Here is a 23,430-nt window from a genome sequence, read left to right as displayed (position 1 = left end):
TCGGCGCCGTGCCGAGGCATCCGCCCGTGCTCCTCGACGTCAGCCGACGGTGGCGGCGATGTCGGGCTGGTCGCTGAAGATGCCGTCCATGCCGGCACCGACGAACACCGCGATCTCGCCCGCGAGGTCGCCCGGCGCGATCGGGTCGGCCGACGAGCGGAACTCCGCCGGGAGGAACTGGTTCTCGAGGCGGAAGGTCCAGCCGTGCACCGCGAGCCCGGCCGCGTGGGCATCGGCGATGACCGGCTTCGGCGCACCGAGCGTGCCCGCCGCCGTGCGCGGGATCATGACCGACTTCTCGAGGCCGACGCCGTCGGCGTAGCCGGCGATCTCGGCGAGCCCGGCGGGCGTGACGAGGTCGGCGTACGTGCGCGGGTCGCCCGCGGCCGTGAAGTCGTACGGGCGGCCCGAGGCGCTCACGAGCTGGGCGAGGGCGACCTCGGTCATGCCGTCGAGCTCCTGCAGGTTCGAGACCTCGAAGCTCTGCACGATCACGGGTGCGTCGGCGTCGTCGACGCCGTTCGCCTGCAGGGCGGCGACGAGGGGCTCCTCGAGCGAGAGGTCGATCGAGTCGAAGTAGGTCGGGTGCTTCGTCTCGGGGTAGACGCCGACCTGCCGGCCGTCGCAGCTGATCGAGTGGCGGGCGAGGTCGATGACCTCGTCGAGGGTCGGCACCTGGTAGAGCCCGTCGAACGCAGTGTTGGCGGGGCGGGTCTGCGGCAGCCGCTCCTTCGCCCGCAGGCTGCGGAGCTCCGCGAGCGTGAAGTCCTCGGTGAACCAGCCGGTGACCTTCGCGCCGTCGATGGTCTTCGTGGCCTTCCGGCCCGCGAACTCCGGGCGGGCGGCGACGTTCGTGGTGCCGCTGATCTCGTTCTCGTGGCGGGCGACGAGCACGCCGTCCTTCGTCGAGACCACGTCGGGCTCGATGTAGTCGGCGCACTGCACGATCGCCTGCTCGTACGAGGCGAGCGTGTGCTCGGGGCGGTGGCCGCTCGCGCCCCGGTGGCCGATGACGGTCACCTGCTCGGGCTCGATCTTCGTGCGGCCGAGGTCGATCACGGCGAACTCGGTGTCGTCGGGCGTGCCCGGCACGCGGGCGTCGTTGCCGGGGTAGTTGTTGTCGTTGCCGATGAGCAGGCGTCCGTCCTTCAGCTGCACGATCGTCTCGAACGACTGCACGGGCAGCGAGAACACCTCGCCCGTGCCGTAGCCGTCGCCGGCGCCGATGCCGTCGGGGTTCGCGATGCGGAGGGCGTCGAGCACGAGCGTCTTCTCGAGGTGGCCCTCGGCGTCGGCGCGCTTCAGGTCGACCTGGTAGACGCGCTTCGTGACCGACTGCTCGCCCTCGAAGTCGTCGCGCTCGACGACGAGCAGCACGCCGTTCCTGACCGTGAACGCGTCGCCGACGACGTTCGCCTCCTGGTCGGTCTGGTAGTTCCACGTGCGCCCGGTGTAGGCGCCGCGCTTGGTGTCGAACTCGTGCACCTCGCGCCGGCGCAGGTCGGCGTCGTCGGTGTACGAGCCCTCGACGATCGGGTAGAGGTAGCGCCCGTTCACCGAGCCCGCGAGCGCCTCGAAGCCGCGGCTCGCGCGCACCCGCGGCGTCTCTCCTGCGGCGAGGTACGGGTTCTGCGGCGACTTCGCGCCGTCGAGCGAGAAGGGCTTCTCGAGGAGGGTGCCCTCGGCGTCGAAGTGCAGCAGGAAGGGCCCGAACTCCTCGCCGACCCAGAAGCTGCCGTCCTTCGCGCGCACGACCGACTCGATGTCGAAGTCGGCCCCCGTGAGCAGCCGCTCGTCGGTGTCGCCGTTGACGATCGGGAAGTCGAGCACGCCGTTGCGGTCGTTGTACGAGATGAAGCGCTCCACCTCGAGCGCGCCGTCGCCGCCCTCGGCGGTCTGCCAGGCCGGTCGCACGAGGTAGTTGCGCAGCAGGAAGTCGGCGGAGTTGCCCTTCGAGCCGAACCCGTTGTCGGGCTGGGCCCAGAACGTGCCGTCGCCGTTCTCGATCACGGCGGAGAATCCGGGGATGACCTGGCCGTCCCACGGGCCCTGACGGCCGTTCGCGGCGGAGGCGAGCGCGCCCGAGGCAGGACCTTCGGCGAGGAAGTCGGCCGACAGGGTGGCCCGGGCGACGAGCGTGGGCTCGAACGACTGCATGGGCGAGGTCGGGGTGGTCTGCCCGTTGCCGACGGCCTGGGCGGCCGGGGCGGCGAGCAGCAGGGCGGCCGCCGTGGCGGTCGCGGCGGTGACGGCGATGGCGCGCGGCAGGGCGCGTCGCGTGAGGTTTCGGCTCATGCCGCGAGCCAATCGGCCCCGGTCTGCGACCCCGTGTCGGCCAGGCGACCGTTCGGCGACGACCCGGTGAACGGATGCCTCGTCTGAATGGATGCCCCGTGCCGCGGCCTCGCGTCCGTGGCTCTGGCGGTGGCGGAGATCTCGGGCTAGAGGTTCTGGCCGATGTCCCAGAGCCGGTCGGGTCGCCCGTCGATCGCCTCGGAGACGGCGAGCGCCTGGTCGTCGGAGAGCGACGCGACGTAGTCGACGACACCGCGGCCGACGCCGAGCCGCAGCAGGTCGGCCGACTCGGGCACCGGCACTCCCTCGGGGCGCGTGCGGCGCAGTTGCGCGTAGCCGTCGGTCGCGATCTCGATGAGCTCGCGCAGCCGCTGGGGCACCCGGTGCCGGTCGTACTCGTCGGTCGCCCAGGCGGTCAGCCCCTTCACGGCACGCGTGAGCACGCGGCTGAGGCCCCGCTGGTACATGGCGATGTCGGCGCGGTCGAGGATGAAGTGCCGGTGCACGAACTTCAGGATCTCGACCTCGTGCCAGGCGCCCCGGTCGAGCGTCACGAGGCCCGTGCGGGCGACGCCGTCGGGTGCGGGCACGACCGAGGTCTGGAGGTGACCGATCCAGCGGTTCGTGAACGACGACAGCGCCCGTTCCGAGGCGATCGAGCCGTCGAAGGGCGTCGCGAGCAGGCCGTCGACGAGGTCGTCGGCGACGACGTCGACCGCGGCCGCGAACGCGTCGTCGTCGGCGATCCACGCGTCGGAGCGACGCAGCTTGCGCCGCAGCGCCTCGAGGGCGGCGCCCGCCGGCGCGCTGCGCTGCAGGAGGGCCTCGTCGTCGAGCTCGCGCAGGGCTCTCGAGTCCTCCATCCACCCGCGGAACTCGCGGGCGACCGCGCCCTGGCTGAGCAGGCCGGCGCGGTAGAAGTCGTCGACGTCGTGGATCGAGTAGGCGATGTCGTCGGCGGTGTCCATGATCGAGCACTCGAGCGACTGCACCATCGGCGCGAGGCCCCTGCGCGCCTCGGCGAGGTCGGCCGCGTCGAGGTCGTACGCCGAGAACTTCGCCGCCTCGACGCTCTCCCCGCTCCGGCGCCAACCGCGCGGCAGCCCGCCGTCGGCGAACGGCGCCGGCGAGGCGAACCGGGTCCACGGGTACTTCGCGACGGCCGCCCGCACCGCCGAGGTGAGGTTGAGTCCGTGCGGCGCGGCCGCGCACACGTCGAGGGTGGCGATGATGCGGTAGCTCTGCGCGTTGCCCTCGAATCCGTCGGGGAGGTCGAGCGTCTCGCGGGCGAGGCGGTCGAGCACGCGCTCGCCGAGGTGCCCGAACGGCGGGTGCCCGAGGTCGTGCGCGCTCGCCGCCGCCTGGACGACGACGGCGTCGCAGCCGTGCTCCGTCGCGAGCGCGTGCGCCGGCGACGAGGCGTCCGCGAAGCCGACCGCGATCGCGCGTGCGACCGCGGTGACCTTGATGGAGTGGGTGAGCCGGTTGTGGATGAGGGGGCCGGCGCCCGGTTGCGCGATGACCTGCGTGACCGCCGACAGCCGCGAGAAGTAGGGGGAGAACCGGATGCGCTCGAGGTCGAGACGGAACTGCGAGTGCTCGCCGACGACCTCGACGCTCGAGCTCGGCTCGGGGGTGCGGCGGGCGGCGCGGTCGGGGCTCATGGTCCCAATGTAGGCGTCGGTTCGCGCGAGGCGCTCGCGTCGCCTACACTGATGGAGGTTGCTCGCCTCGGCAAAGATTCACTGCGCCCGAAATCGCGACTCGATCGAATCGAGTTTCGTTGCGGTCGTGTGAAGCGGAGCCGGGCTGGCGATTCCGAGGCGTCCCGTGCAAGCGGGGCCCTAGGGCGGTGGCTCAATTGGTAGAGCAGCGGTCTCCAAAACCGCAGGTTGCAGGTTCGAGTCCTGTCCGCCCTGCGAGCCGGCAGTGATTGCCGGCCCACGAAAGGTGTACGAGGTGGCACGAAAAGTTATCGACGAACCCAGTGAGGACGTCGTCGCCAACGCGAAGCGCGATCGCGCAGCGCGTCGGAACCCCTTTTCGCGCATCGCCCTGTTCATCCGGCAGGTCATCGCTGAGCTGAAGAAGGTCGTCACCCCCACGCGGAGGGAGCTTGTCAGCTTCACGGTCGTGGTGCTCGTGTTCGTCATCATCATGATGGCGCTCGTCTGGGGCCTCGACCAGCTGTTCGGATGGCTGGTGCTGTACGTCTTCGGAACGACCGGGGTCTGATCGGGCCTTCGGCCGCACGACCCGCTGGGCGCCGGGGGCGCACGAAGAGAAGGATCGAGAAGTGTCAAGGACTGAGCGCGACGACGTCGACTGGGCTACGGCTGCCGAGCAGTCGGCTGAAGACGACGAGGCGCAGACGGGCAGCGTCAACGAGCACGAGGAGCAGTCCTCGGAGCCGGCCGAGCACCGTGCCGTGCACCTCGTCGACGACGAGGGCAACGACATCGACCTCGAGGCGGTCCTCGACGCGATCGCCGAGGCGGGCGACCCCGAGGCCGACGCCGTCGTCGACGACGCCCTCGACATCGACTCGCCCGAAGAGGCCGAGGCCGCACTCGAGGCGGTCGAAGAAGAGGCCGACAGCGAGTTCGACCCGTACGAGGAGTTCCGCAACGAGCTGCGCTTCCTCCCGGGCAAGTGGTACGTCATCCACTCGTACGCGGGCTTCGAGCGCCGCGTGAAGGCGAACATCGAGCAGCGCCGCGAGTCGATGGCGATGGCCGACTACATCTACCAGGTCGAAGTGCCGATGGAAGACGTGGTCGAGATCAAGAACGGCCAGCGCAAGATGGTCACCCGCGTGCGCATCCCGAGCTACGTGCTCGTCCGCATGGAGCTGAACGAGGAGAGCTGGTCGGTCATCCGCCACACTCCGGGCGTCACCGGCTTCGTGGGCAACGCGCACAACCCGACCCCGCTGCGCTTCGAAGAGGCCTTCGGCATGCTGAAGAGCCTCGTCGAGCCCAAGGACGTCGCGCCCGCCAAGGGTGCGAAGGCCGGTGCCGCGTCCGGCGCAGCCCGTCAGATCCCCGCCGAGGTCGACTTCGAGATCGGCGAGACGATCACCATCAAGGACGGCTCGTTCGCGGGCCTGCCCGGCACGATCAGCGAGATCAAGCCCGAGAGCGGCAAGCTCACCGTGCTCGTCTCGCTCTTCGAGCGCGAGACCCCCGTCGAGCTCAGCTTCGACCAGGTCACCAAGCTCTAAGATCCCCAGAAGCTCCACAGCCGACCCTCCGGTATACTCGGAGGGTTGTGCTGCGTTCGGCCCCGCCGAACCCGCACGAACCACCGCCCTCCGGAACCGCCGGAGCGACGGGAGAGTGCCCGCCAGGGCGTTCGAACAGAAAGAGAGAAATCATGGCACCGAAGAAGAAGGTCACTGGTCTGATCAAGCTTCAGATCAACGCCGGCGCCGCCAACCCCGCACCGCCCATCGGTCCGGCGCTGGGTCAGCACGGCGTGAACATCATGGAGTTCTGCAAGGCCTACAACGCGGCGACCGAGTCGCAGCGCGGCAACGTGATCCCCGTCGAGATCACGGTCTACGAGGACCGCTCCTTCACCTTCGTCCTGAAGACCCCGCCCGCCGCCGAGCTCATCAAGAAGGCCGCCGGCGTCGCCAAGGGCTCGGGCGTCCCGCACACGACCAAGGTCGGCAAGCTCACGCAGGACCAGGTCCGCGCGATCGCCGAGCAGAAGATGGTCGACCTCAACGCGAACGACCTCGACGCCGCGTCGAAGATCATCGCGGGCACCGCTCGCTCGATGGGCATCACGGTCGAATAAGGCCGGTCGTCCCGGGGTCTCGTTCCGCGCTTCGCGCGACTCGACCACCGGGGCAGGATGCCTCGGCCGAGGCATCCGTCTTCAGAACTCTCATTCGTGGCAGCGCCCGCCAGGCGCGATGACCACACTCTCGCAAGGAGAACCAACATGGCACAGAAGTCCAAGGCCTACCGGGCCGCGGCCGAGAAGATCGAGGCCGGCAAGTACTACACCCCGACCGACGCGGTTGCGCTCGCGAAGCAGACCGGCTCGGCGAAGTTCGACTCGACCGTCGAGGTCGCGCTGAAGCTCGGCGTCGACCCCCGCAAGGCCGACCAGATGGTGCGCGGCACCGTCATCCTCCCGCACGGCACCGGTAAGACCGCCCGCGTCATCGTCTTCGCGACGGGCCCCGCGGCCGAGGCCGCCATCGCGGCCGGCGCCGACGAGGTCGGCGGCGCCGAGCTCATCGAGAAGGTCGCCGCGGGCTACACCGCGTTCGACTCGGCCGTCTCGACCCCCGAGCTCATGGGCCAGGTCGGCCGTCTCGGCAAGGTGCTCGGCCCGCGCGGCCTGATGCCGAACCCGAAGACCGGCACGGTCACCCCGAACGTCGGCCAGGCCGTCTCCGACATCAAGGGCGGCAAGATCGAGTTCCGCGTCGACAAGCACGCCAACGTGCACTTCGTCGTCGGCAAGTCGTCGTTCTCGGCCGAGCAGCTCGACGACAACCTCAAGGCCGCCCTCGAAGAGGTCATGCGTCTCAAGCCGTCGAGCTCGAAGGGCCGCTACATCCAGAAGGGCGCCGTGTCGACCACGTTCGGCCCCGGCATCCCGCTGGACGTCAACGCCATCTGACCCACTCGGTGATCGAGGAGCGCACGGCGCGTCTCGAGATCCACGAAGGCCCCGCCGGTTCGCCGGCGGGGCCTTCGTCGTTCCCTCTCGGGAGCGGTCGGGTCAGTGCGGGAGCGCGTCGTGGTGCGCCTGCATGCTGGGCCGGATGGCGAGCACGGCGGCGACGAGCGCGACCGCACCGCAGATCCACGACATCCAGGCGGCCCCGAACGTCATGGGGTCGGCGTAGCCGCCCATCCACGGCGAGATGAGGAGCAGCGCGCCGAGTGCCGCCTGGATGTACTCCATCGCGACGAGGCCGGGTGCGGCGAGGTTCACGACTCCGGAGACGACCAGCAGGGCGCCCAGCACGAGCATCAGGGCGACCGAGGCGCCCATCGGGGGAACGAACAGCGTCGAGATCATCGCGGCTGCACCCGCGGCGATCGCGACCCAGTCCTCCCAGCGAGTCCACTTCTTCATAGAAACCAGCCTCCTCAAGGTGGTGGCTCCCGATCAGGGGGTCGATTCAACGGTATTCCCGACCGATCGTCCGGTCAATATGTCTCGAGCGGCGTCGAGACGCCCCGGGATGCCTCGTGCGCGGCGCCGGCCGCGAGCAGGACACCCCGGCTCGGCGTCGGGCCCTCGACGAGCGGGCTCGGCCCGCTCGATCGTGGGTCACCGCACGATGAGGAAGCCATCGTCGTCGTCGCGGGGCTCGAGTTCGTCGACCGCGACGCCGGTCACCTGCGAGCCGGGCGGGCCCTGCTCGAGCCGCCGGATCATCTCGCGGACCGCGCGCGACGGCCCCTGCACCTCGGCCTCGACGGTGCCGTCGGGCAGGTTGCGGACCCAGCCGGTGATCGCGAGGCGCTCGGCGTGCTTGCGCGCGAGGTAGCGGTAGCCGACGCCCTGCACGGCGCCGCTCACGATGACGTGCCGACGGATCACCCGCTCACCATACACGCGCGGTGAGCGAACGCACTCCGGGGGTGCTTCCCGCTGATTCGAGCCCTCGAACGTCCTGGGCACGGCGGAGATGCACCCCCGGAGTGGAGGAGCGGGCGGAGGTCAGCCCGCCGTCGGGGCGTTCACCGCGGCGACGGCGCCGGTGCGGGCGCGGATCTCGTCGGCGACCGCGATCGCATCGCCCGCCGGGGCGTCGGACTTGCGGTCGGGGCGGGCGATGAAGAGATACAGCAGGCCGCTCACGACGACGACGCCGAGGCCGATGAGCACGATCCAGTCGGTGAAGAACGTGCCGCTCGTTCCCGGCGTCGCGAGCAGGATCATCGCGAAGACACCGTAGGCGAGGGCGACGATGTTCACGATCAGGCCGAGTCCGCCGAGCGAGAACGGGCCGGCCGGCTTCCACCCCTTGAGTCGCTGGCGCAGGGCCGCGAGCACGACCATCTGGAACGCGACGTAGATGCCGAGCACCGCGAACGAGGTCACGGCGGTGAGCAGTGTCGCCTCGAAGTAGATGAGCACCGCGAGGATGACCGGGATCGTGCACGCGACGATGAGGGCGTTCGTCGGCACCTTGCTGCGGGGCGAGACCTTCGAGAGCCAGCGGTGGCCCGGGATCATGCCGTCACGGGCGAACGAGTAGAGCAGACGGCTCGCGGCGGCCTGCAGGCTCAGCACGCAGCTGATGAACGCGGTGACCGCGACCACGAGGAAGACCTTCGCACCGACGGGGCCGAGGGTCGCCTCGAGGATGCCCGGGATCGGGTCCATGTCGTCGCCCGCGACGATCGACGCGAGGTCGGGCGCGGCGAGCACGTAACCGCCGAAGGAGAAGAGCGCCGAGACGCCGCCGACGAGGATCGTCATGATCATCGCCTTGGGGATGCGGCGGGCCGGGTTCGCGACCTCTTCGGCGACATCGCCGCAGGCCTCGAATCCGTAGAAGAGGAAGAGGCCCGCGAGCGCGGCGCCGAGGAACGCCGCCGCGTAGCTGCCGTCGCCCTCGACGCCCATCGTGTCGAAGAACACGCCGAACTCCTGCTTGCGCTGGAAGATCAGGAGGTACAGGCCCACGCCGATGACGCCGACGAGCTCGGCGGCGAGGCCGATCTGCGCGACCCGGGCGAGGGTCTTCGTGCCCGAGAAGTTGAAGACCAGGGCGAGCACGAGCAGGCCGAGCGTGAGCAGCAGCGTCGACATCGGCGTGATCTCGATGCCGAGCAGGCTCGCGAGGAAGCCCGAGCCGTACTCCGACACCGCGGTGATCGTGACGATCATGGCCCAGATGTAGACCCATGCGGCCATCCAGGCGTAGCGACGACCCCAGAGCCGCCGGGCCCACGGGTAGATGCCGCCGTGGATCGGGTACTGCGAGACGACCTCGCCGAACACGAGCGACACGAGCAGCTGCCCGGCGCCGACGATGACGATCCACCAGATCGAGGGCGGACCGCCGACCGAGAGGGCGAGCGCGAACAGCGAGTACACGCCCACGAGGGGAGAGAGATAGGTGAAGCCGAGCGCGAAGTTCGCCCAGAGGCTCATCGAGCGGTTGAAGGAGCCCTCGTAGCCGAGGACCCCGAGGTGCTCGTCGTCGCCGAGGTGGTTCGGCGGGGTGGTTTCTTGCGACATGTCGCCCTTTCGATCGACGCTGATCTCGCGCCCGCCCCCCTCGGGCGCACGGTACCGGGACAGCTTAGCCATACCTGCGGCAGTAAAGCTATAGCACTAGATGATTAATCGGGATGCCGCCGGCGGGGCGCCGTGGCAGGATGCCGACATGGGAACCGTCACCGACTACCTGGCCGCGATCGACGGTGAGAACCGCGTCGCGCTCGAGCACGTGATCGCCGTCGCGCGTGGGCTCTCGCCCGACGCGACCGAGGGTGAGAGCTACGGCATGCCGGCCCTGCTGCACCGCGGCAAGGCGCTCGTCGCGGCGCTCGAGGCCAAGAAGCACCTGGGCCTCTACCCGTTCAGCGGGCAGATCCTGCCGGGCCTCGCGACCGAACTCGACACCGCCGGACTGAACTGGTCGCCGGGTGCGCTCCAGTTCACGGCGCAGCATCCCGTGCCCGACGACCTGCTGCGCCGGATCCTGGGCGAGCGCATCGCGCAGATCGACGCGCAGCTCGACAAGAAGCGGCGCTGAGACGACGGATGCCCGGGCGCTCGCCCGGGCATCCGTCGGTCGACCCCGTCTCCGCGGGGTCGGTCGACCTCGTCTACGCGGCCTCGGCGACCTCCGCGGTGAGGCGGGCGCGCAGCGCGCCGAGTTCGTCGTCGGCGAGGCCCGCGGCGCCGAGATATCCGGCTGCGCCGCCGTGCTCGCGGTCGATCCAGCCGAGGGTGGCCTCGATGGCCTCGGGCGGGGTGCCGGTGACGAGCGTCTCGAGCTCGGGGGTCAGCGGAATGCCGAACGAGGCCACCATGTGCAGCATGCCGTCGGCCCACGCGCCCGACAGGTTGGCCTGCGATGCCGCGTAGTCGGCGACGACCGCGTCGCGCTCCACCCCGACGGCGTCGAGCATGAGCGCCGTCGCGACGCCGGTGCGGTCCTTGCCGGCGGTGCAGTGCACGAGCACGCCCGTGGGTGCGGCGTCGTTCGACGCCGCGATGAGCCGGGCGACGCGCGCGAACGCCGCGCCGCCGTGCTGCAGCATGCCGATGTACAGGTCGCCGAGCGACGGAATGGCGGCCGTCGTCTCGGCGGCCGACGGGGCCCCGCCCTTCATGAGCTGCTGCATCGAATCGGCGACGGCGCCCTCGAGGATCGAGAGGTCGACGACCGAGAACGGGCGCGAGTCGGGCACGAGGTCGGGTGCGGACTCGCGCTCGGCGGGCGTGCGGAAGTCGACGATCACGCCGACCTGCGTCGCCGCGAGCTCGTCGAGCCCCTGCGCGCTCAGCGCGGAGAGTGCGGCGGAGCGGAAGAGCACGCCGCTTCGCGTCGTGCCGCCGCCCTGCAGCGGCATGCCGCCCGTGTCGCGGAAGTTGACCAGGCCGTCGATGCTCACAGTTCCCCCAGTTCGTGCAGCGTTGCGGCGACGCGAAAGGCGACCGCCGTTCGGCATCCTAGCGACACCCGGGCGGGAGACGACGGATGCCTCGGGGCACGTGGCCCCGAGGCATCCGGATTTCATGCGAATCGGGTGATCAGCCGATGCGGATCATCTTCTTGTTGACGAACTCGTCGGCGCCGAAGCGGCCGAGCTCGCGGCCCGAACCCGAGCGCTTCACGCCGCCGAAGGGGAGCTCGGCGCCGTCGGCCGCGACGAGGTTGACGAAGACCATGCCGGCTTCGATCTTGTCGGCGACGCGGAGCGCCTGGTCCTGGTCGGTCGTGAACACGTACGAGCCGAGGCCGAACGGGGTGTTGTTCGCGAGCTCGACGGCGGCGTTCTCGTCGGCGACCTTGAAGACCTGCGCGACCGGGCCGAAGAACTCCTCGTGGAAGGCGTCGGAGCCCGGCTTGACGTCGGTGAGGATCGTCGCCGAGTAGTAGTTGCCGTTCTTGGTGCCGCCCGAGTGCAGGGTCGCACCCTGAGCGACGGCGCGCGAGACCTGCTCGGCGAGCCCCTCGGCGGCCTTGGCCGACGAGAGCGGGCCGAGGGCGGTGCCCTCCTTCGAGGGGTCGCCCTCCTCGACCTCGTTCATCTTGGCGGTGAACTTCTCGAGGAACGGCTCGTAGAGGTCCTCCACGACGATGAAGCGCTTGGCCGCGTTGCAGGCCTGGCCGTTGTTGTCGACGCGGGCGAGCACGGCGGCGTCGACGGTCGCGTCGAGGTCGTCGGTCGAGAGCAGGATGAAGGGGTCGGAACCACCGAGCTCGAGCACGACCTTCTTGAGGTGGCGACCGGCGATCTCGGCGACGATCGCACCGGCGCGCTCGGAGCCGGTGAGCGAGACGCCCTGCACGCGCGGGTCGGCGATGACGGTCTCGATCTGCGCGTGCGACGCGTAGATGTTGACGTAGGCGCCCTCGGGGAAGCCGGCGTCGAGGAAGATCTGCTCCATCGCGGCGGCCGACTCGGGGCACTGCTCGGCGTGCTTCAGCAGGATCGTGTTGCCGATGATGAGGTTCGGGCCGGCGAACCGGGCGACCTGGTAGTACGGGAAGTTCCACGGCATGATGCCGAGCAGCACGCCGAGCGACGAGCGGCGGATGAGGGCCGAGCCCTCGCCCGCGAGCAGGTCGATCTTCTCGTCGGCGAGCAGCGACTCGGCGTTGTCGGCGTAGTACTCGTAGATCGCGGCGGCGAACTCGACCTCGCCGACGGCCTGCTCGATGGGCTTGCCCATCTCGCGGACGATGATCTCGGCGAGCTCCTGCGCGCGCTCGTTGTGCAGTTCGGCGACGCGGCGGATGAGGGCGGCGCGCTCGGCGACCGTCGAGTTCTTCGACCAGGTGCGGTGCGCCTCGGCGGCCGAGGCGATCGCGGCCTGCAGACCGTCGTCGGTGATGGTGTCGAAGCTCTTGACGACCTCGCCGGTGGCGGGATTGGTCACGGCATAGGGCATGGGGTTTCTCCTTCTCGGGTGCACCGCGGGATGTTCCCTGAGCTTGTCGGAGGGTCCTGGCCTGTCGAAGGCTGGGCGCATGCCGCGGTGCAGACGCTCGTCGTCAAAGATATAACAACGGATGATTCTTCTCGACCCGGTCGCAGGGGATGCCCAGCCTCGCGCTCACTGCATGCGCGGATCCTCGGTCGGGTCGAAGTACTTGGCGGGGCAGCCGACGTCCGGCGCATCGGCGAACAGCTCGAAATGCCAGGCCTCGTTGTCGTACACCTGGCACAGTCCGTAGGCCTCCCCGCGCTCGGCGAGCCAGTCGACGGCGTCGTAGTCGCCGAGGTCGACGGCGTCGCCCGACACGTGGGCGGACTTCTCGGGCGGCGCGACCCAGCGCGCCGCCTCGGTCTCCGAGCCGTACTCGGCGACGGCCTCGTCGAGCAGGCGGTCCTGATGCGCCGGTGAGCGCCAGCCGCTGTTGACGCGGAACTCGATGCCCTCGGCCGCGGCATCCGTCGCGGCCCGGCGCAGGGCGTCGAGGAGCGCCGGGTCGAGGCGGGTGATCGCCGGGTACTCGTCGAAGGGCGTGGCGCCGTCGGGGAGGTCGCCGGCGGCTTCGCCCGTCGCGTCGCCGCCGTCGCCCGTGGATGCCGCGTCGTGCCCGCCGCCGACGGGCTGGGCCGATGAGGAGATCGACTGCATGACGAGGCTGCCGGCCATTGCGGCGGCGACGACTGCGAGGGCGACGACGAGCGCCGCGAAGGCACGTCGGGCCCGCCGGACGCGGCGCCGACGCGCTGAAGCTGATCGCTGGGAGTGCATGCGGCCAGTCAAGGCGGCGCGGTGTTGCGAGAGCGTCTGCGGAATCCGATACGCCGGCGATATGCGCTCGCTCCTAGCATGGGGGCATGCGGGTACTGGTCGTCGAAGATGAGCCCTTCATGGCCGAGGCCATCCGCGACGGGCTCCGCCGCGAGGCGATCGCCGCCGACCTCGCGGGCGACGGCGACACCGCGCTCGAGCTGCTGAGCGTCAACGCCTACGACATCGCCGTGCTCGACCGCGACGTTCCGGGGCCCTCGGGCGATGAGATCGCCCGGAGCATCGTCGCCTCGGGCAGCGGCATGCCGATCCTGATGCTCACCGCGGCCGACCGCATCGACGACAAGGCCACCGGCTTCGAGCTCGGCGCCGACGACTACCTCACGAAGCCCTTCGAGCTGAAGGAGCTCGTGCTCAGGCTGCGGGCGCTCGACCGGCGGCGCGCGCACGCCAGGCCGCCGGTGCGCGAGATCGCCGGCCTGCGCGTCGACCCCTTCCGCCGGGAGGTCTACCGCGACGGACGGTACGTGGCACTCACGAGGAAGCAGTTCGCGGTGCTCGAGGTGCTCGTCGCCGCGGAGGGCGGCGTCGTCAGTGCCGAGGCGCTGCTCGAGCGGGCGTGGGACGAGAACGCCGACCCCTTCACGAACGCCGTGCGCATCACCGTCTCGGCGCTGCGCAAGCGGCTCGGCGAACCGTGGGTCATCGCGACGGTGCCGGGCGTCGGCTACCGCATCGACGTCGGCGGCGGTGCGGACGATACCGGCGGGACCGGGGCGGGGGAGCGGCGATCGTGACGCGCGCACCGGGCATGAGCGTCCGGCTCAAGCTCGCCCTCAGCTACGCGGGCTTCCTCATGGTCGCCGGTGCCCTGCTGCTCGCGGTGGTGTGGGCCTACCTGCTGCGGTACGTGCCCGCCGACGCGGTCGCGACGCGCGAGGGGTTCATGCCGGGTCGCGACGACCTCGTGCGCGCGTTCGCACCCGCGGTCAGCTGGGCACTGCTCTTCCTGCTCGTGTTCGGGCTGCTCGGCGGCTGGGTGCTCGCCGGCCGCATGCTCGCGCCGCTGACGCGCATCACGAGGGCGACCCGCAAGACCGCGACCGGGGCGCTCGGCCACCGCATCGAGATGGAGGGCCGCCGCGACGAGTTCCGCGAGCTCGCCGACAGCTTCGACGACATGCTCGCCCGGCTCGAGGCGCACGTCGCCGAGCAGCAGCGCTTCGCCGCGAACGCCTCGCACGAGCTGCGCACGCCGCTCGCGATCACGCAGACCCTGCTCGACGTCGCCGACGATCCGGCGGCCGACCGAGACGTGCTGCTCGAACGCCTCCGCATCGTGAACGCCCGCGCGATCGACCTCACCGAGGCGCTGCTGCTGCTCACCCGCGCCGACCGCCGCTCGTTCAGCCGCGAGCGGGTCGACCTGTCGCTGCTCGCCGAGGAGGCCGTCGAGACGCTCCTCCCGATCGCCGAGGCGCGCGGCGTCGGCATCGAGGCCGCGGGCGACGTCGCACCGACGCTCGGGTCGCCGGCGCTCCTCTTGCAGCTGACGACGAACCTCGTGCACAACGGGATCGTCCACAACGTCCCCGAGGGCGGCACCGTGCGGATCGACACGGCCGCCGCGACCGACTCGGTCGCGCTCACGGTCGAGAACACCGGCCCGCACCTGAGCCCGCAGTCGGTGGCGACCCTCACCGAGCCGTTCCAGCGCGGCACCGAGCGCATCCGCGACGACCACGCCGGCGTCGGGCTGGGGCTCGCGATCGTCAAGAGCATCGTGCAGGCGCACGACGGAGCGCTCGCGATCGAGGCGCGACCCGGCGGAGGCCTGCGGGTCGTCGTGCGCCTGCCGGCCGCGCCCGACGGCGCCGTCGGCGACGGCTCGCGATCGGGCGCCTGACGGGGCTAGTCGCCGACGAGCACCCGGAACGGGGTGCCCGGGCATTCGAGGGATGCCGCGGCGGAGGCATCCGCGAGCTGACCGACCTGCAGTGCGGGGTCGGTCGACAGCACGACGCGACCGTCGGCGTTCACGAGGGCGAGCGGGGCGTCGACCGCGAGGAAGCGGGGGAGCAGCTCCTGCTCGAGGCGGCGGACCGAGATGTCGGCGCCGACGACGCCGACCATGCGCTCGCCGTCGGGGGCGTGCACGGGCATCGTGAGCGTGAGGATGTAGTCGCACGTGCACAGGTGGTCGACGTAGGGGCCGGTCACGTGCGCGTGCCGCGTCGTCGCCGGGATGCGGTACCACTCGAGCGCGCGGAAGTCGCGGAGGTACTCGGTGTACCCGCGCGTCGACAGGTCGAGGCGGGTGGGGGCGTCGGTCGAGCCGAGCACTGGGTTGTCGTCGAGCGGCCCGAGCCACCACGCGAAGTGCACGTCGCGCCCGCGCACGATCTCGCCGTCGGCGATGAACCCGGCGCCGACGAGGAGGGCCTCGGGCTCGGTCAGGCGCGGCAGCACGAGTCCGGCCACGACCTGGTCGAGCTCGGCGGGGCGCACCTCGCCGACGGCGGCGTCGGCGGCGGGCCGCTCGCCCGGCCGGCCGGCGCGCTCGGCTTCCAGCGCGGTGCGGTCGGCGACGGCGCGGATGCCGGGCGCGATCGCCTGCTCGATGGGCGAGCGCCACTCGGCGAGCAGGGTGAAGGCGCCGTCGAAGAGCCGGGCGACGGCGTCGGCGGCCTCGCGGGCGCCGCGCCTCGACGGGCTCGGCGAGCGGTCGTGGTCAGCGCTCATCGAGGGCACCTCCTCGTTCGACGCGGGCCTTCGCCTGCAGCAGGTGGGTCGCGAGCGAGCCGACCAGGGCGCCGGCCGCCTCGCGCGCCTTCGCGGGCCGGTGGGCGGCGACCGCGCGGACGATGCGGCGGTTCGCCGCCGAGGCGTCCACGCGCTCCCGGTCGTCGTCGAGACCGAGCAGCAGCAGGGGGCCGAACTCTGCCTGCAGGCGGATCTGCTCGCGCACGAGCCGCGCCGACTGGCTGAGCACGGCGAGCTCGAGGAAGAACCCGCCCTGATTGGTGCGGGCCGACGCGGCCGCCCCGAAGTCGGCCGCGTCGAGCCAGCCGGCGAGGCGCTCGGCGTCGGCGTCGGAGGCGCGTTCGGCCGCCCGCTCGGCGACGCCCGCGAGGATCGCGCCGAAGTACACGGTCATGTCGCTGAGCTCGACCTGCGCGAGCGCGCGCAGGCGTGCGGTGATGATCGTGCGGTGCTCGGCGTCGTCGTGCACGACGAAGCTGCCGCCGTCGCGGCCGCGGCGGGTCTCGACGAGCCCGGCCTCGCGGAGGATGCCGAGGCCCTCGCGCACGGTGATGAGGGCGACGCCGAAGCGGCGGGCGAGCTCGGGCTCGCTCGGCAGGCGCTCACCGGGGTCGAGCACTCCGAGCACGATGCCGTCGGTGAGGCGCTGCGCGACCTGCTCGGCACGACCCGCATCGGCGAGCTGGGCGAACACGGCTTCGCGTGCGCCCGGGCCCACCCTCGATTCCATGGGGTTCACGATAGTCGAGGGTGCGGCGGCCGAGTGGCGGCGCGCGCAAAAAAGATTCACTATAGGATGAATGAACGTGCGGCCGACCGGCCGGGCACATGCGAAGGCGGATGGATCATGAGCGAGCGACCCGAGGCGACGACCCGAGGCGTGCTCGACGGGCTGCGCGTCGCGGACTTCTCCCGCGTGCTCGCCGGCCCGTACGCGACCATGATGCTCGCCGACTTCGGCGCCGACGTCGTGAAGATCGAACCGCCGGCCGGCGACGACACCCGGCACTGGAGGCCGCCCGTCGACGCGAGCGGCATGGCCACGTACTTCGGCAGCGTCAATCGCAACAAGCGCTCGGTCGCGCTCGACCTCACGAATGAGGCGGATGCCTCGGAGGCGCGCCGGCTCGCGGCATCGGCCGACGTGGTGATCGAGAACTTCCGGCCCGGCGTGATGGCGCGGTTCGGGCTCTCCTACGACGAGGTGCGCGCCCTGAACCCCCGCGTCGTCTATTGCTCGATCACCGGCTTCGGCGCGGGCGAGGGGGCGGCGCTCGCCGGCTACGACCTGCTCGTGCAGGCAGTCGGCGGCCTCATGTCGATCACGGGGGAGCCCGACGGCGAGCCCGCGAAGGCCGGTGTCGCGCTCGTCGACGTGCTGTGCGCGCAGAACGCGCTCGCCGGCATCCTGCTCGCGCTGCGCGAGCGCGACCGCACCGGCCGAGGCCAGCTCGTCGAGGTGAACCTGCTGCAGAGCCTGCTGTCCGCGCTCACGAACCAGGCGGGCTCGACGCTCGCGACCGGGCGGGCACCGCGCCGGCTCGGCAACGCGCATCCGTCGATCGCGCCGTACGCCGTCTTCCCGGCGGCCGATCGCGACCTCGTCATCGCCGTCGGCAACGACAAGCAGTTCGGCGCGCTCGTACGGCTGCTCGCCGAGGCATCCCCGCAGGCGGCTTCGCTCGCCGCCGACGTGCGGTACGCGACCAACGAGGCGCGCGTCGCCCACCGCGACCACCTGCGCGCCGAGCTCGAGGCGGCCCTCGCGACCGCGCCGGCCGCGCACTGGGTCGAGGCGTTCAGCGCCGCCGGAGTGCCCGCCGGGCTCGTCAACGACGTCGCCGAGGCGATCGCCTTCGCCGACGCGCTCGGCCTCGACCCCGTCGTCGAGCTCGGGCACAGCCGCACCGTGGCGAACCCGATCGGGCTCGCCGAGTCATCCCCCCGCTACCTGACCCCGCCGCCCGCGCTCGACGAGCACTCCGGTGCCGACTGGCGCGGGCCCGCCGAATAGCCCCAGCGCGTGAGCGCTGCCCGACCACCGCGACCCACCGAGAGGAACCCCCATGACGACCGCACCCCGCATCGACCAGGTCTTCGACTTCGACGCGCTGCTCACGGAAGAGGAGCGCGGCTGGCAGCAGAAGGCCCGCGGGTTCGCGCAGGAGCGCATCCTGCCGATCATCGAGGAGGACTTCGAGAACAAGCACTTCCGCAAGGAGCTCATCCCCGAGCTCGGCGCGGCCGGCTTCCTCGGCATGCACCTGAAGGGCTACGGATGCGCCGGGGCCGGCGCCGTCGCGTACGGCCTGGTCTGCCTCGAGCTCGAGGCCGCCGACTCGGGCTGGCGCACCTTCGTGTCGGTGCAGGGCTCGCTCGCGATGAGCGCCATCTACAAGTACGGCTCGGAGGAGCAGAAGCAGCAGTGGCTGCCCGGCATGGCCGCCGGCGAGCTCGTGGGATGCTTCGCGCTCACCGAGCCGCAGGGCGGCAGCGACCCCGCCGCGATGTCGACGGTCGCCCGCCGCGAGGGCGACGAGTGGGTCATCGACGGCGCCAAGCGCTGGATCGGCCTCGCCGCGCTCGCCGACGTCGCCGTCGTGTGGGCGCGCGTCGAGGACCCGTCGGGCGAGTACGGCGAGGGCGCGCGCGCGGTTCGCGGCTTCATCGTGCCGACCTCGACCGCCGGCTTCACCGCCACTGCGATCGACGGCAAGCTGTCGATGCGTGCGAGCGTGCAGTGCGACATCGATCTCGACGGCGTACGCCTGCCGGCCGACGCGATCCTGCCGGGCGCGGCCGGGCTGTCGGGCCCGTTCGGCTGCCTCAACGAGGCCCGCTACGGCATCGTCTGGGGTGCGATGGGCGCCGCGCGCTCGTGTCTCGAGGTCGCCCTCGACCGGTCGATCACGCGCGAGGTGTTCGGCAAGCCGATCGGCGCCAACCAGCTCACGCAGGCGAAGCTCGCCGACATGTTCCTCGAGGTCGAGAAGGGCACCCTGCTCGCCCTGCACCTCGGCCGCCTCAAGGAGGCCGGCACGCTGACGCCGGCGCAGATCTCGGTCGGCAAGCTCAACAGCGTGCGCGAGGCGCTCGAGATCGCCCATCAGGCGCGCACGATCCTCGGCGGCGACGGCATCACGAACGCGTTCCCGGTCATGCGGCACGCGGCCAACCTCGAGTCCGTGCGCACGTACGAGGGCACCGACGAGATCCACCAGCTGATCCTCGGTCGCGCCCTCACGGGCCTCAACGCGTTCTAGGGGCCGGCGATGACGAACACGGATGCCTCGGGCATCGCGCCGCGCGGCGAGCGGGCGCTCGGCGACGACCGGGTCGGACTGACGGCGGCGAACGAGGTCGAGCTGGCGGTGACGCTCGCCGCGTCATCCGGGCTGGATGTCGCGACCCGCGCCGATCGAGGCCGCTGGCTGCGCGCGATCGCCGACGGCGTCGAGGCGCACCGCGACGAGCTCGTCGCGCTCGCCGCGGAGGAGACCCACCTCTCGGCGGCGCGCCTGAACGGCGAGGTCACCCGCACGGCGACGCAGCTGCGCTTCTTCGCCGACGTCGTCGACGAGGGGTCGTACCTCGAGGCGACGATCGATTCGCCCGACCCGTCGCTCGTGCCGCCGCGGCCCGAGCTCCGGCGCATGCTGCGGCCGCTCGGCGTCGTCGCCGTGTTCGCGGCGTCGAACTTCCCGTTCGCGTTCTCGGTGCTCGGCGGCGACACCGCCTCGGCGCTCGCGGCCGGCTGCCCCGTCGTCGTGAAGGCGCACCCCGGGCACCCGCGGCTCTCGCGCCGGATCACCGAGATCGCGCGTTCGGCGCTCTCGTCGGCGGGCGGGCCCGTCGGCGCGCTGCAGCTCGTCGAGGGCATGGAGCAGGGCACCGAGCTCGTCGCCCACCCGCGGGTGACCGCGGTCGGCTTCACCGGCTCGACGCGCGGCGGTCGGGCGCTGTTCGATCTCGCGAACGGCCGGCCCGCGCCCATCCCGTTCTACGGCGAGCTCGGCTCGATCAACCCCGTCGTCGTGACGCGCGCCGCGGTTGCGACGCCTGCCGAGGTCGCGGGCGTCGCGGCGGGCCTCGCGGGTTCGTTCACGCGAGACGGCGGGCAGTACTGCACCAAGCCCGGCCTCGTGTTCGTGCCCGAGGGCGCCGGGTTCGAGGCGGCGCTCGTCGACGCGCTCGGCGCGGCCGCTCCGCAGCGCCTGCTCACCGACGGCATCGCCGCCGCGTTCGACCGGGGCTCGGGCGCGCTCGCGGAGCGCGACGACGCCGAGGTCGTGTTCGCGGGGGAGCGTGCCGCCGATGTCGCGGCGCCGGTCGTCGTCGCGACCACGGCGGGTGCGTTCGTCGCCGCGCACGAGACGTTCCTCGAGGAGTGCTTCGGGCCGCTCACCGTGCTCGTGCGGTACGGCTCCGACGAGCAGCTCGCCGCCGCGCTCGACGTGCTCGAGGGCTCGCTCACGGCATCGATCCAGCACGCGCCCGGCGAAGACGTCGCCGCGCTCGCCGACCGCCTCGTGCGCGTCGCAGGCCGCCTCGTCTTCAACGGCTGGCCGACTGGCGTCGCGATCGCGTGGGGTCAGCACCACGGCGGCGGCTGGCCCGCGACGACCGCGTCGGTGCACACGTCGGTCGGGGCGACGGCGATCCGCCGCTGGCTGACCCCGGCGACCTGGCAGGACGCCCCCGCCGCAGTGCTGCCGCCCGAGCTCGCCGACGGCAACCCGCTCGGCGTGCCCCGCCGCGAGGACGGTGCGCTCGTCGTTCCGAGCTCGTCGGTCGAGCGCCGGGTCGAGTAGGCGCGCAGCGCCCGATCGAACCCAGCGACGAAGGATCGCATCGAGACCACCGGGCGCGTGGTCCCGAGCGGCGCCCGCCTTCGTCGCACGCTGCTCGCCCGACGCCGGGTGGGAATGCAACGTGGGGTAACGCCGTTTCACCTTGCGGTCGGTGTCGTGATGGACTCGACCGCATCGACGCCGCAGACTCGCGGTCGCACCCCTCCCCACGAACGGAGCACCACATGTCACGCGCCCCTCGCGCCCGCACCCTGCTCGGCCTCGCGGCCGCATCCCTCGCCGTCGTCGCGCTCGCAGCATGCTCGAGCGGTGCCCCGGCGTCGAGCGACGACGCCTCGGGCAAGGGCGACGAGTACGGGCTCGTGACCCCGGGCACGCTCACGGTCGCGACCGAGGGCACGTACAAGCCGTTCACCTACCACGAGGGCGGTGCCGGCGACCTCGTCGGCTACGACGTCGAGGTGGCCGAGGCCGTCGCCGACAAGCTCGGCCTGAAGGTCGAGTTCCAGGAGACCCAGTGGGACGCGATCTTCGCGGGCCTCGACGCGGGCCGCTTCGACGTGATCGCGAACCAGGTCTCGATCAACCCCGAGCGCGAGGAGAGCTACCTCTTCTCGACGCCGTACACCGTCTCGCCGAGCGTCGTCGTCGTGAACGAGGGCGACACGTCGATCACGAGCTTCGACGACCTGAAGGGCAAGACGACCGCCCAGTCGCTCACGAGCAACTTCTACCAGCTCGCGGTCGACGCGGGCGCGAACGTCGAGGCCGTCGAGGGCTGGGCGCAGGCCGTCGCCCTCCTCCAGCAGGGCCGCGTCGACGCGACCGTGAACGACAAGCTCACCTACCTCGACTACGTCAAGCAGACCCCCGACGCGAAGCTCGCCGTCGCGGCCGAGACCGACCCGAGCGAGAGCGCGCTGGCGTTCACCAAGGACAAGACCGCCCTCGTGAAGGCCGTCGACGGCGCCCTCGCGGAGCTCCGCGAGGAGGGCGTGCTCGCCGAGCTCGGCGAGAAGTACTTCGGCGAGGACGTCTCGCAGTAACGACGCTCTGCACGATCCGGCGGATGTCGCGTTCCGCCCCCGGTTCCCGAGTGGAATCATGGGGTGACGCGGCATCCGCCGTACTTCGAAGGCGGTGAAGCGATGCCCGACTGGCAGCTCGTACTCGACTCGTTCTGGCCACTCCTGCTCGGAGGGCTGACCGGCACCATCCCACTCGCGCTGGCGTCGTTCGCGCTCGGTCTCGTGATCGCGCTCGGCATGGCGCTCATGCGCATCTCGAAGAACCGGGTGCTGAACGGCATCGCACGGTTCTACATCTCGGCGATCCGCGGCACTCCGCTGCTCGTGCAGCTCTTCGTGATCTTCTACGGCATGCCGTCGGTCGGCATCACGATCGACCCGTGGCCGAGCGCGATCATCGCGTTCTCGCTCAACGTCGGCGGGTACGCTGCCGAGGTGATCCGGGCGGCGATCCTCTCGGTGCCGAAGGGGCAGTGGGAGGCCGGGTACACGATCGGCATGTCGCCCGGCACGACGCTCCGGCGGCTCATCCTGCCGCAGGCGGCGCGCGTCTCGGTGCCGCCGCTCTCGAACACCTTCATCTCGCTCGTGAAGGACACGTCGCTCGCCTCGACCATCCTCGTGACCGAGATGTTCCGGGTCGCCCAGGAGATCGCGGCGTTCAGCCAGAAGTTCCTCCTCATCTACATGGAGGCGGCGCTCATCTACTGGATCTTCTGCTTCGTGCTCTCGGGCGCGCAGAACCTCGTCGAGAAGAGGCTGGACCGCTATGTCGCCCACTGACCCGCTCGCCCCCGTCGAGACGCCCGACGACAGCGTGCTGCTCGAGGCCCGAGGCATCCGCAAGTCGTTCGGCGACAACGAGGTGCTGCGCTCGATCGACCTCGAGGTGCGCCGCGGCGAGGTCGTGGTGCTCATCGGCCCGAGCGGCTCGGGCAAGACGACCGTGCTGCGCTCGCTCAACGGCCTCGAGACGCCCGACGGCGGTACCGTGTCGATCGCCGGCGGACCCTCGCTCGACTTCTCGAAGCCGATCTCGAAGTCCGAGCGGTACGCGCTGCGCGACCGCTCGGCCATGGTGTTCCAGCAGCACAACCTGTTCCCGCACATGACGGTGCTGCAGAACGTCATCGAGGGGCCCCTGCGCGTGCAGAAGGTGCCGCGCGAGCAGGCGGTGGCCGAGGCATCCGCACTGCTCGAACGCGTCGGCCTCGCCGAGAAGCGCGACGCCTACCCGTTCGAGCTGTCGGGCGGGCAGCAGCAGCGGGTCGGCATCGTGCGCGCGCTCGCGCTGAAGCCGCAGCTGCTGCTCTTCGACGAGCCGACGAGCGCGCTCGACCCCGAACTCGTGGGCGAGGTGCTGCAGGTCATCAAGGAGCTCGCCGACGAGGGCTGGACGATGGTCGTCGTCACGCACGAGCTCGGCTTCGCCCGGCATGCCGCCGACGAGGTCATGTTCATGGACGGCGGCGTCGTCGTCGAGCGCGGCGCCCCGAAGGAGCTGTTCTCGAACCCGCGCGAGCCGCGCACCAAGCGGTTCCTCGAGCGCATCCTGCGGCCGCTCGACTGAGCCGGCGTCGGCCGGTCGGGCGACGGCGGGCTAGCGT

Annotated in this window: 23 protein-coding genes and 1 tRNA gene; 14 read left to right on the top strand and 10 right to left on the bottom strand. The window is 71.4% G+C overall.

Features of this window, described 5'->3' with window-relative positions:
- Nucleotides 1-39: 39 nt before the first annotated feature.
- A complete protein-coding gene (locus tag ACWGPE_RS07275) occupies nucleotides 40-2,295 on the bottom strand; it encodes an esterase-like activity of phytase family protein (protein WP_452048422.1) in 2,256 nt (751 codons plus the stop codon).
- A gap of 146 nt (nucleotides 2,296-2,441) precedes the next feature.
- Nucleotides 2,442-3,959, bottom strand: coding sequence for a dGTP triphosphohydrolase (gene dgt, locus ACWGPE_RS07270; protein ID WP_452048421.1), 1,518 nt, complete (start codon nucleotides 3,957-3,959; stop codon nucleotides 2,442-2,444).
- A 182-nt stretch (nucleotides 3,960-4,141) separates the two neighbouring features.
- On the opposite strand from dgt, the gene ACWGPE_RS07265 reads away from it, so the two are divergent.
- The 5 genes from ACWGPE_RS07265 to rplA all read left to right on the top strand — a co-directional run bounded on the left by ACWGPE_RS07265 (nucleotide 4,142) and on the right by rplA (nucleotide 6,936).
- Nucleotides 4,142-4,214, top strand: a tRNA-Trp gene (locus ACWGPE_RS07265).
- Between the two features lie 40 nt (nucleotides 4,215-4,254).
- Nucleotides 4,255-4,530, top strand: coding sequence for a preprotein translocase subunit SecE (gene secE / locus ACWGPE_RS07260; RefSeq protein ID WP_231432154.1), 276 nt, complete (start codon nucleotides 4,255-4,257; stop codon nucleotides 4,528-4,530).
- A 61-nt stretch (nucleotides 4,531-4,591) separates the two neighbouring features.
- Nucleotides 4,592-5,518 (top strand): transcription termination/antitermination protein NusG, encoded by a 927-nt coding sequence (gene nusG, locus ACWGPE_RS07255; protein WP_231432152.1) that lies wholly within the window; start codon nucleotides 4,592-4,594, stop codon nucleotides 5,516-5,518.
- Nucleotides 5,519-5,670: 152 nt separating this feature from the next.
- Nucleotides 5,671-6,099, top strand: a complete 429-nt coding sequence (gene rplK, locus ACWGPE_RS07250) for a 50S ribosomal protein L11 (RefSeq protein ID WP_149160049.1) — start codon at nucleotides 5,671-5,673, stop codon at nucleotides 6,097-6,099.
- 147 nt (nucleotides 6,100-6,246) lie between these two features.
- The gene (gene rplA / locus ACWGPE_RS07245) at nucleotides 6,247-6,936 is read left to right on the top strand and encodes a 50S ribosomal protein L1 (protein ID WP_231432150.1); all 690 of its coding nucleotides are present in this window, start codon (nucleotides 6,247-6,249) and stop codon (nucleotides 6,934-6,936) included.
- A 102-nt stretch (nucleotides 6,937-7,038) separates the two neighbouring features.
- On the opposite strand, the gene ACWGPE_RS07240 is transcribed toward rplA, so the two are convergent.
- The 3 genes from ACWGPE_RS07240 to ACWGPE_RS07230 all read right to left on the bottom strand — a co-directional run bounded on the left by ACWGPE_RS07240 (nucleotide 7,039) and on the right by ACWGPE_RS07230 (nucleotide 9,519).
- A complete protein-coding gene (locus ACWGPE_RS07240; RefSeq protein ID WP_231432149.1) occupies nucleotides 7,039-7,398 on the bottom strand; it encodes an SPW repeat domain-containing protein in 360 nt (119 codons plus the stop codon).
- Between the two features lie 198 nt (nucleotides 7,399-7,596).
- The gene (locus ACWGPE_RS07235; protein WP_231432147.1) at nucleotides 7,597-7,869 is read right to left on the bottom strand and encodes an acylphosphatase; all 273 of its coding nucleotides are present in this window, start codon (nucleotides 7,867-7,869) and stop codon (nucleotides 7,597-7,599) included.
- A gap of 120 nt (nucleotides 7,870-7,989) precedes the next feature.
- On the bottom strand, nucleotides 7,990-9,519 hold the full coding sequence (locus ACWGPE_RS07230) for an APC family permease (RefSeq protein WP_275506247.1): 1,530 nt from the start codon (nucleotides 9,517-9,519) through the stop codon (nucleotides 7,990-7,992).
- 148 nt (nucleotides 9,520-9,667) lie between these two features.
- On the opposite strand from ACWGPE_RS07230, the gene ACWGPE_RS07225 reads away from it, so the two are divergent.
- Nucleotides 9,668-10,039, top strand: coding sequence for an iron chaperone (locus ACWGPE_RS07225; protein ID WP_452048420.1), 372 nt, complete (start codon nucleotides 9,668-9,670; stop codon nucleotides 10,037-10,039).
- Between the two features lie 73 nt (nucleotides 10,040-10,112).
- Here the strand turns inward: ACWGPE_RS07225 and ACWGPE_RS07220 are convergent, their stop codons facing one another.
- The 3 genes from ACWGPE_RS07220 to ACWGPE_RS07210 all read right to left on the bottom strand — a co-directional run bounded on the left by ACWGPE_RS07220 (nucleotide 10,113) and on the right by ACWGPE_RS07210 (nucleotide 13,221).
- Nucleotides 10,113-10,904, bottom strand: a complete 792-nt coding sequence (locus ACWGPE_RS07220) for a tyrosine-protein phosphatase (protein ID WP_376930901.1) — start codon at nucleotides 10,902-10,904, stop codon at nucleotides 10,113-10,115.
- Between the two features lie 139 nt (nucleotides 10,905-11,043).
- Nucleotides 11,044-12,408 carry an NAD-dependent succinate-semialdehyde dehydrogenase gene (locus ACWGPE_RS07215; RefSeq protein WP_231432143.1) on the bottom strand — a complete coding sequence of 455 codons (1,365 nt, stop codon included), beginning with the start codon at nucleotides 12,406-12,408 and terminating at the stop codon, nucleotides 11,044-11,046.
- A gap of 165 nt (nucleotides 12,409-12,573) precedes the next feature.
- Complete coding sequence (locus tag ACWGPE_RS07210; protein WP_376930902.1) at nucleotides 12,574-13,221, bottom strand: M15 family metallopeptidase; 648 nt, start codon at nucleotides 13,219-13,221, stop codon at nucleotides 12,574-12,576.
- 86 nt (nucleotides 13,222-13,307) lie between these two features.
- Here ACWGPE_RS07210 and ACWGPE_RS07205 point away from each other — a divergent pair, with 86 nt between their 5' ends.
- Together ACWGPE_RS07205 and ACWGPE_RS07200 are read left to right on the top strand one after the other, a co-directional pair.
- Nucleotides 13,308-14,018, top strand: a complete 711-nt coding sequence (locus tag ACWGPE_RS07205; protein ID WP_231432141.1) for a response regulator transcription factor — start codon at nucleotides 13,308-13,310, stop codon at nucleotides 14,016-14,018.
- 14 nt (nucleotides 14,019-14,032) lie between these two features.
- Nucleotides 14,033-15,127 carry a sensor histidine kinase gene (locus ACWGPE_RS07200; RefSeq protein WP_452048445.1) on the top strand — a complete coding sequence of 365 codons (1,095 nt, stop codon included), beginning with the start codon at nucleotides 14,033-14,035 and terminating at the stop codon, nucleotides 15,125-15,127.
- 5 nt (nucleotides 15,128-15,132) lie between these two features.
- On the opposite strand, the gene ACWGPE_RS07195 is transcribed toward ACWGPE_RS07200, so the two are convergent.
- Nucleotides 15,133-15,963 (bottom strand): cache domain-containing protein, encoded by an 831-nt coding sequence (locus ACWGPE_RS07195; protein WP_376930904.1) that lies wholly within the window; start codon nucleotides 15,961-15,963, stop codon nucleotides 15,133-15,135.
- A complete protein-coding gene (locus ACWGPE_RS07190) occupies nucleotides 15,953-16,714 on the bottom strand; it encodes a FadR/GntR family transcriptional regulator (RefSeq protein ID WP_231432138.1) in 762 nt (253 codons plus the stop codon). Before ACWGPE_RS07190 ends, ACWGPE_RS07195 begins: the two co-directional genes overlap by 11 nt.
- A gap of 117 nt (nucleotides 16,715-16,831) precedes the next feature.
- Here ACWGPE_RS07190 and ACWGPE_RS07185 point away from each other — a divergent pair, with 117 nt between their 5' ends.
- From ACWGPE_RS07185 to ACWGPE_RS07160, 6 genes are all read left to right on the top strand, one after another.
- A complete protein-coding gene (locus ACWGPE_RS07185) occupies nucleotides 16,832-17,998 on the top strand; it encodes a CaiB/BaiF CoA transferase family protein (RefSeq protein ID WP_376930905.1) in 1,167 nt (388 codons plus the stop codon).
- Between the two features lie 52 nt (nucleotides 17,999-18,050).
- A complete protein-coding gene (locus tag ACWGPE_RS07180; protein ID WP_231432136.1) occupies nucleotides 18,051-19,247 on the top strand; it encodes an acyl-CoA dehydrogenase family protein in 1,197 nt (398 codons plus the stop codon).
- 9 nt (nucleotides 19,248-19,256) lie between these two features.
- Nucleotides 19,257-20,795 carry an aldehyde dehydrogenase (NADP(+)) gene (locus tag ACWGPE_RS07175; protein ID WP_452048419.1) on the top strand — a complete coding sequence of 513 codons (1,539 nt, stop codon included), beginning with the start codon at nucleotides 19,257-19,259 and terminating at the stop codon, nucleotides 20,793-20,795.
- 224 nt (nucleotides 20,796-21,019) lie between these two features.
- Nucleotides 21,020-21,841, top strand: a complete 822-nt coding sequence (locus ACWGPE_RS07170; RefSeq protein ID WP_376930907.1) for an amino acid ABC transporter substrate-binding protein — start codon at nucleotides 21,020-21,022, stop codon at nucleotides 21,839-21,841.
- Between the two features lie 102 nt (nucleotides 21,842-21,943).
- Nucleotides 21,944-22,606 (top strand): amino acid ABC transporter permease, encoded by a 663-nt coding sequence (locus tag ACWGPE_RS07165; RefSeq protein ID WP_231432133.1) that lies wholly within the window; start codon nucleotides 21,944-21,946, stop codon nucleotides 22,604-22,606.
- A complete protein-coding gene (locus ACWGPE_RS07160) occupies nucleotides 22,593-23,393 on the top strand; it encodes an amino acid ABC transporter ATP-binding protein (RefSeq protein ID WP_275506252.1) in 801 nt (266 codons plus the stop codon). The genes ACWGPE_RS07165 and ACWGPE_RS07160 overlap by 14 nt, the downstream gene beginning before the upstream one ends.
- Nucleotides 23,394-23,430: the final 37 nt, after the last annotated feature.

The organism is Agromyces sp. NPDC055658 (assembly GCF_053618155.1).
The sequence above is the reverse complement of the archived record's forward strand: the minus strand, read 5'-3'. Positions and strand labels throughout refer to the sequence as shown.

Bases quoted from the DNA above. Each gene is read 5' to 3' on its own strand.
- ACWGPE_RS07210 (WP_376930902.1), bottom strand. From the start codon at position 13,221: ATGCACTCCCAGCGATCAGCTTCAGCGCGTCGGCGCCGCGTCCGGCGG.
- rplK (WP_149160049.1), top strand. From the start codon at position 5,671: ATGGCACCGAAGAAGAAGGTCACTGGTCTGATCAAGCTTCAGATCAAC.
- ACWGPE_RS07200 (WP_452048445.1), top strand. From the start codon at position 14,033: ATGAGCGTCCGGCTCAAGCTCGCCCTCAGCTACGCGGGCTTCCTCATG.
- ACWGPE_RS07240 (WP_231432149.1), bottom strand. From the start codon at position 7,398: ATGAAGAAGTGGACTCGCTGGGAGGACTGGGTCGCGATCGCCGCGGGT.
- ACWGPE_RS07205 (WP_231432141.1), top strand. From the start codon at position 13,308: ATGCGGGTACTGGTCGTCGAAGATGAGCCCTTCATGGCCGAGGCCATC.
- ACWGPE_RS07215 (WP_231432143.1), bottom strand. From the start codon at position 12,408: ATGCCCTATGCCGTGACCAATCCCGCCACCGGCGAGGTCGTCAAGAGC.
- ACWGPE_RS07175 (WP_452048419.1), top strand. From the start codon at position 19,257: ATGACGAACACGGATGCCTCGGGCATCGCGCCGCGCGGCGAGCGGGCG.
- ACWGPE_RS07190 (WP_231432138.1), bottom strand. From the start codon at position 16,714: ATGGAATCGAGGGTGGGCCCGGGCGCACGCGAAGCCGTGTTCGCCCAG.
- ACWGPE_RS07275 (WP_452048422.1), bottom strand. From the start codon at position 2,295: ATGAGCCGAAACCTCACGCGACGCGCCCTGCCGCGCGCCATCGCCGTC.
- ACWGPE_RS07230 (WP_275506247.1), bottom strand. From the start codon at position 9,519: ATGTCGCAAGAAACCACCCCGCCGAACCACCTCGGCGACGACGAGCAC.
- dgt (WP_452048421.1), bottom strand. From the start codon at position 3,959: ATGAGCCCCGACCGCGCCGCCCGCCGCACCCCCGAGCCGAGCTCGAGC.
- ACWGPE_RS07195 (WP_376930904.1), bottom strand. From the start codon at position 15,963: ATGAGCGCTGACCACGACCGCTCGCCGAGCCCGTCGAGGCGCGGCGCC.
- ACWGPE_RS07165 (WP_231432133.1), top strand. From the start codon at position 21,944: ATGCCCGACTGGCAGCTCGTACTCGACTCGTTCTGGCCACTCCTGCTC.
- ACWGPE_RS07170 (WP_376930907.1), top strand. From the start codon at position 21,020: ATGTCACGCGCCCCTCGCGCCCGCACCCTGCTCGGCCTCGCGGCCGCA.
- ACWGPE_RS07160 (WP_275506252.1), top strand. From the start codon at position 22,593: ATGTCGCCCACTGACCCGCTCGCCCCCGTCGAGACGCCCGACGACAGC.
- ACWGPE_RS07180 (WP_231432136.1), top strand. From the start codon at position 18,051: ATGACGACCGCACCCCGCATCGACCAGGTCTTCGACTTCGACGCGCTG.
- ACWGPE_RS07225 (WP_452048420.1), top strand. From the start codon at position 9,668: ATGGGAACCGTCACCGACTACCTGGCCGCGATCGACGGTGAGAACCGC.
- rplA (WP_231432150.1), top strand. From the start codon at position 6,247: ATGGCACAGAAGTCCAAGGCCTACCGGGCCGCGGCCGAGAAGATCGAG.
- ACWGPE_RS07185 (WP_376930905.1), top strand. From the start codon at position 16,832: ATGAGCGAGCGACCCGAGGCGACGACCCGAGGCGTGCTCGACGGGCTG.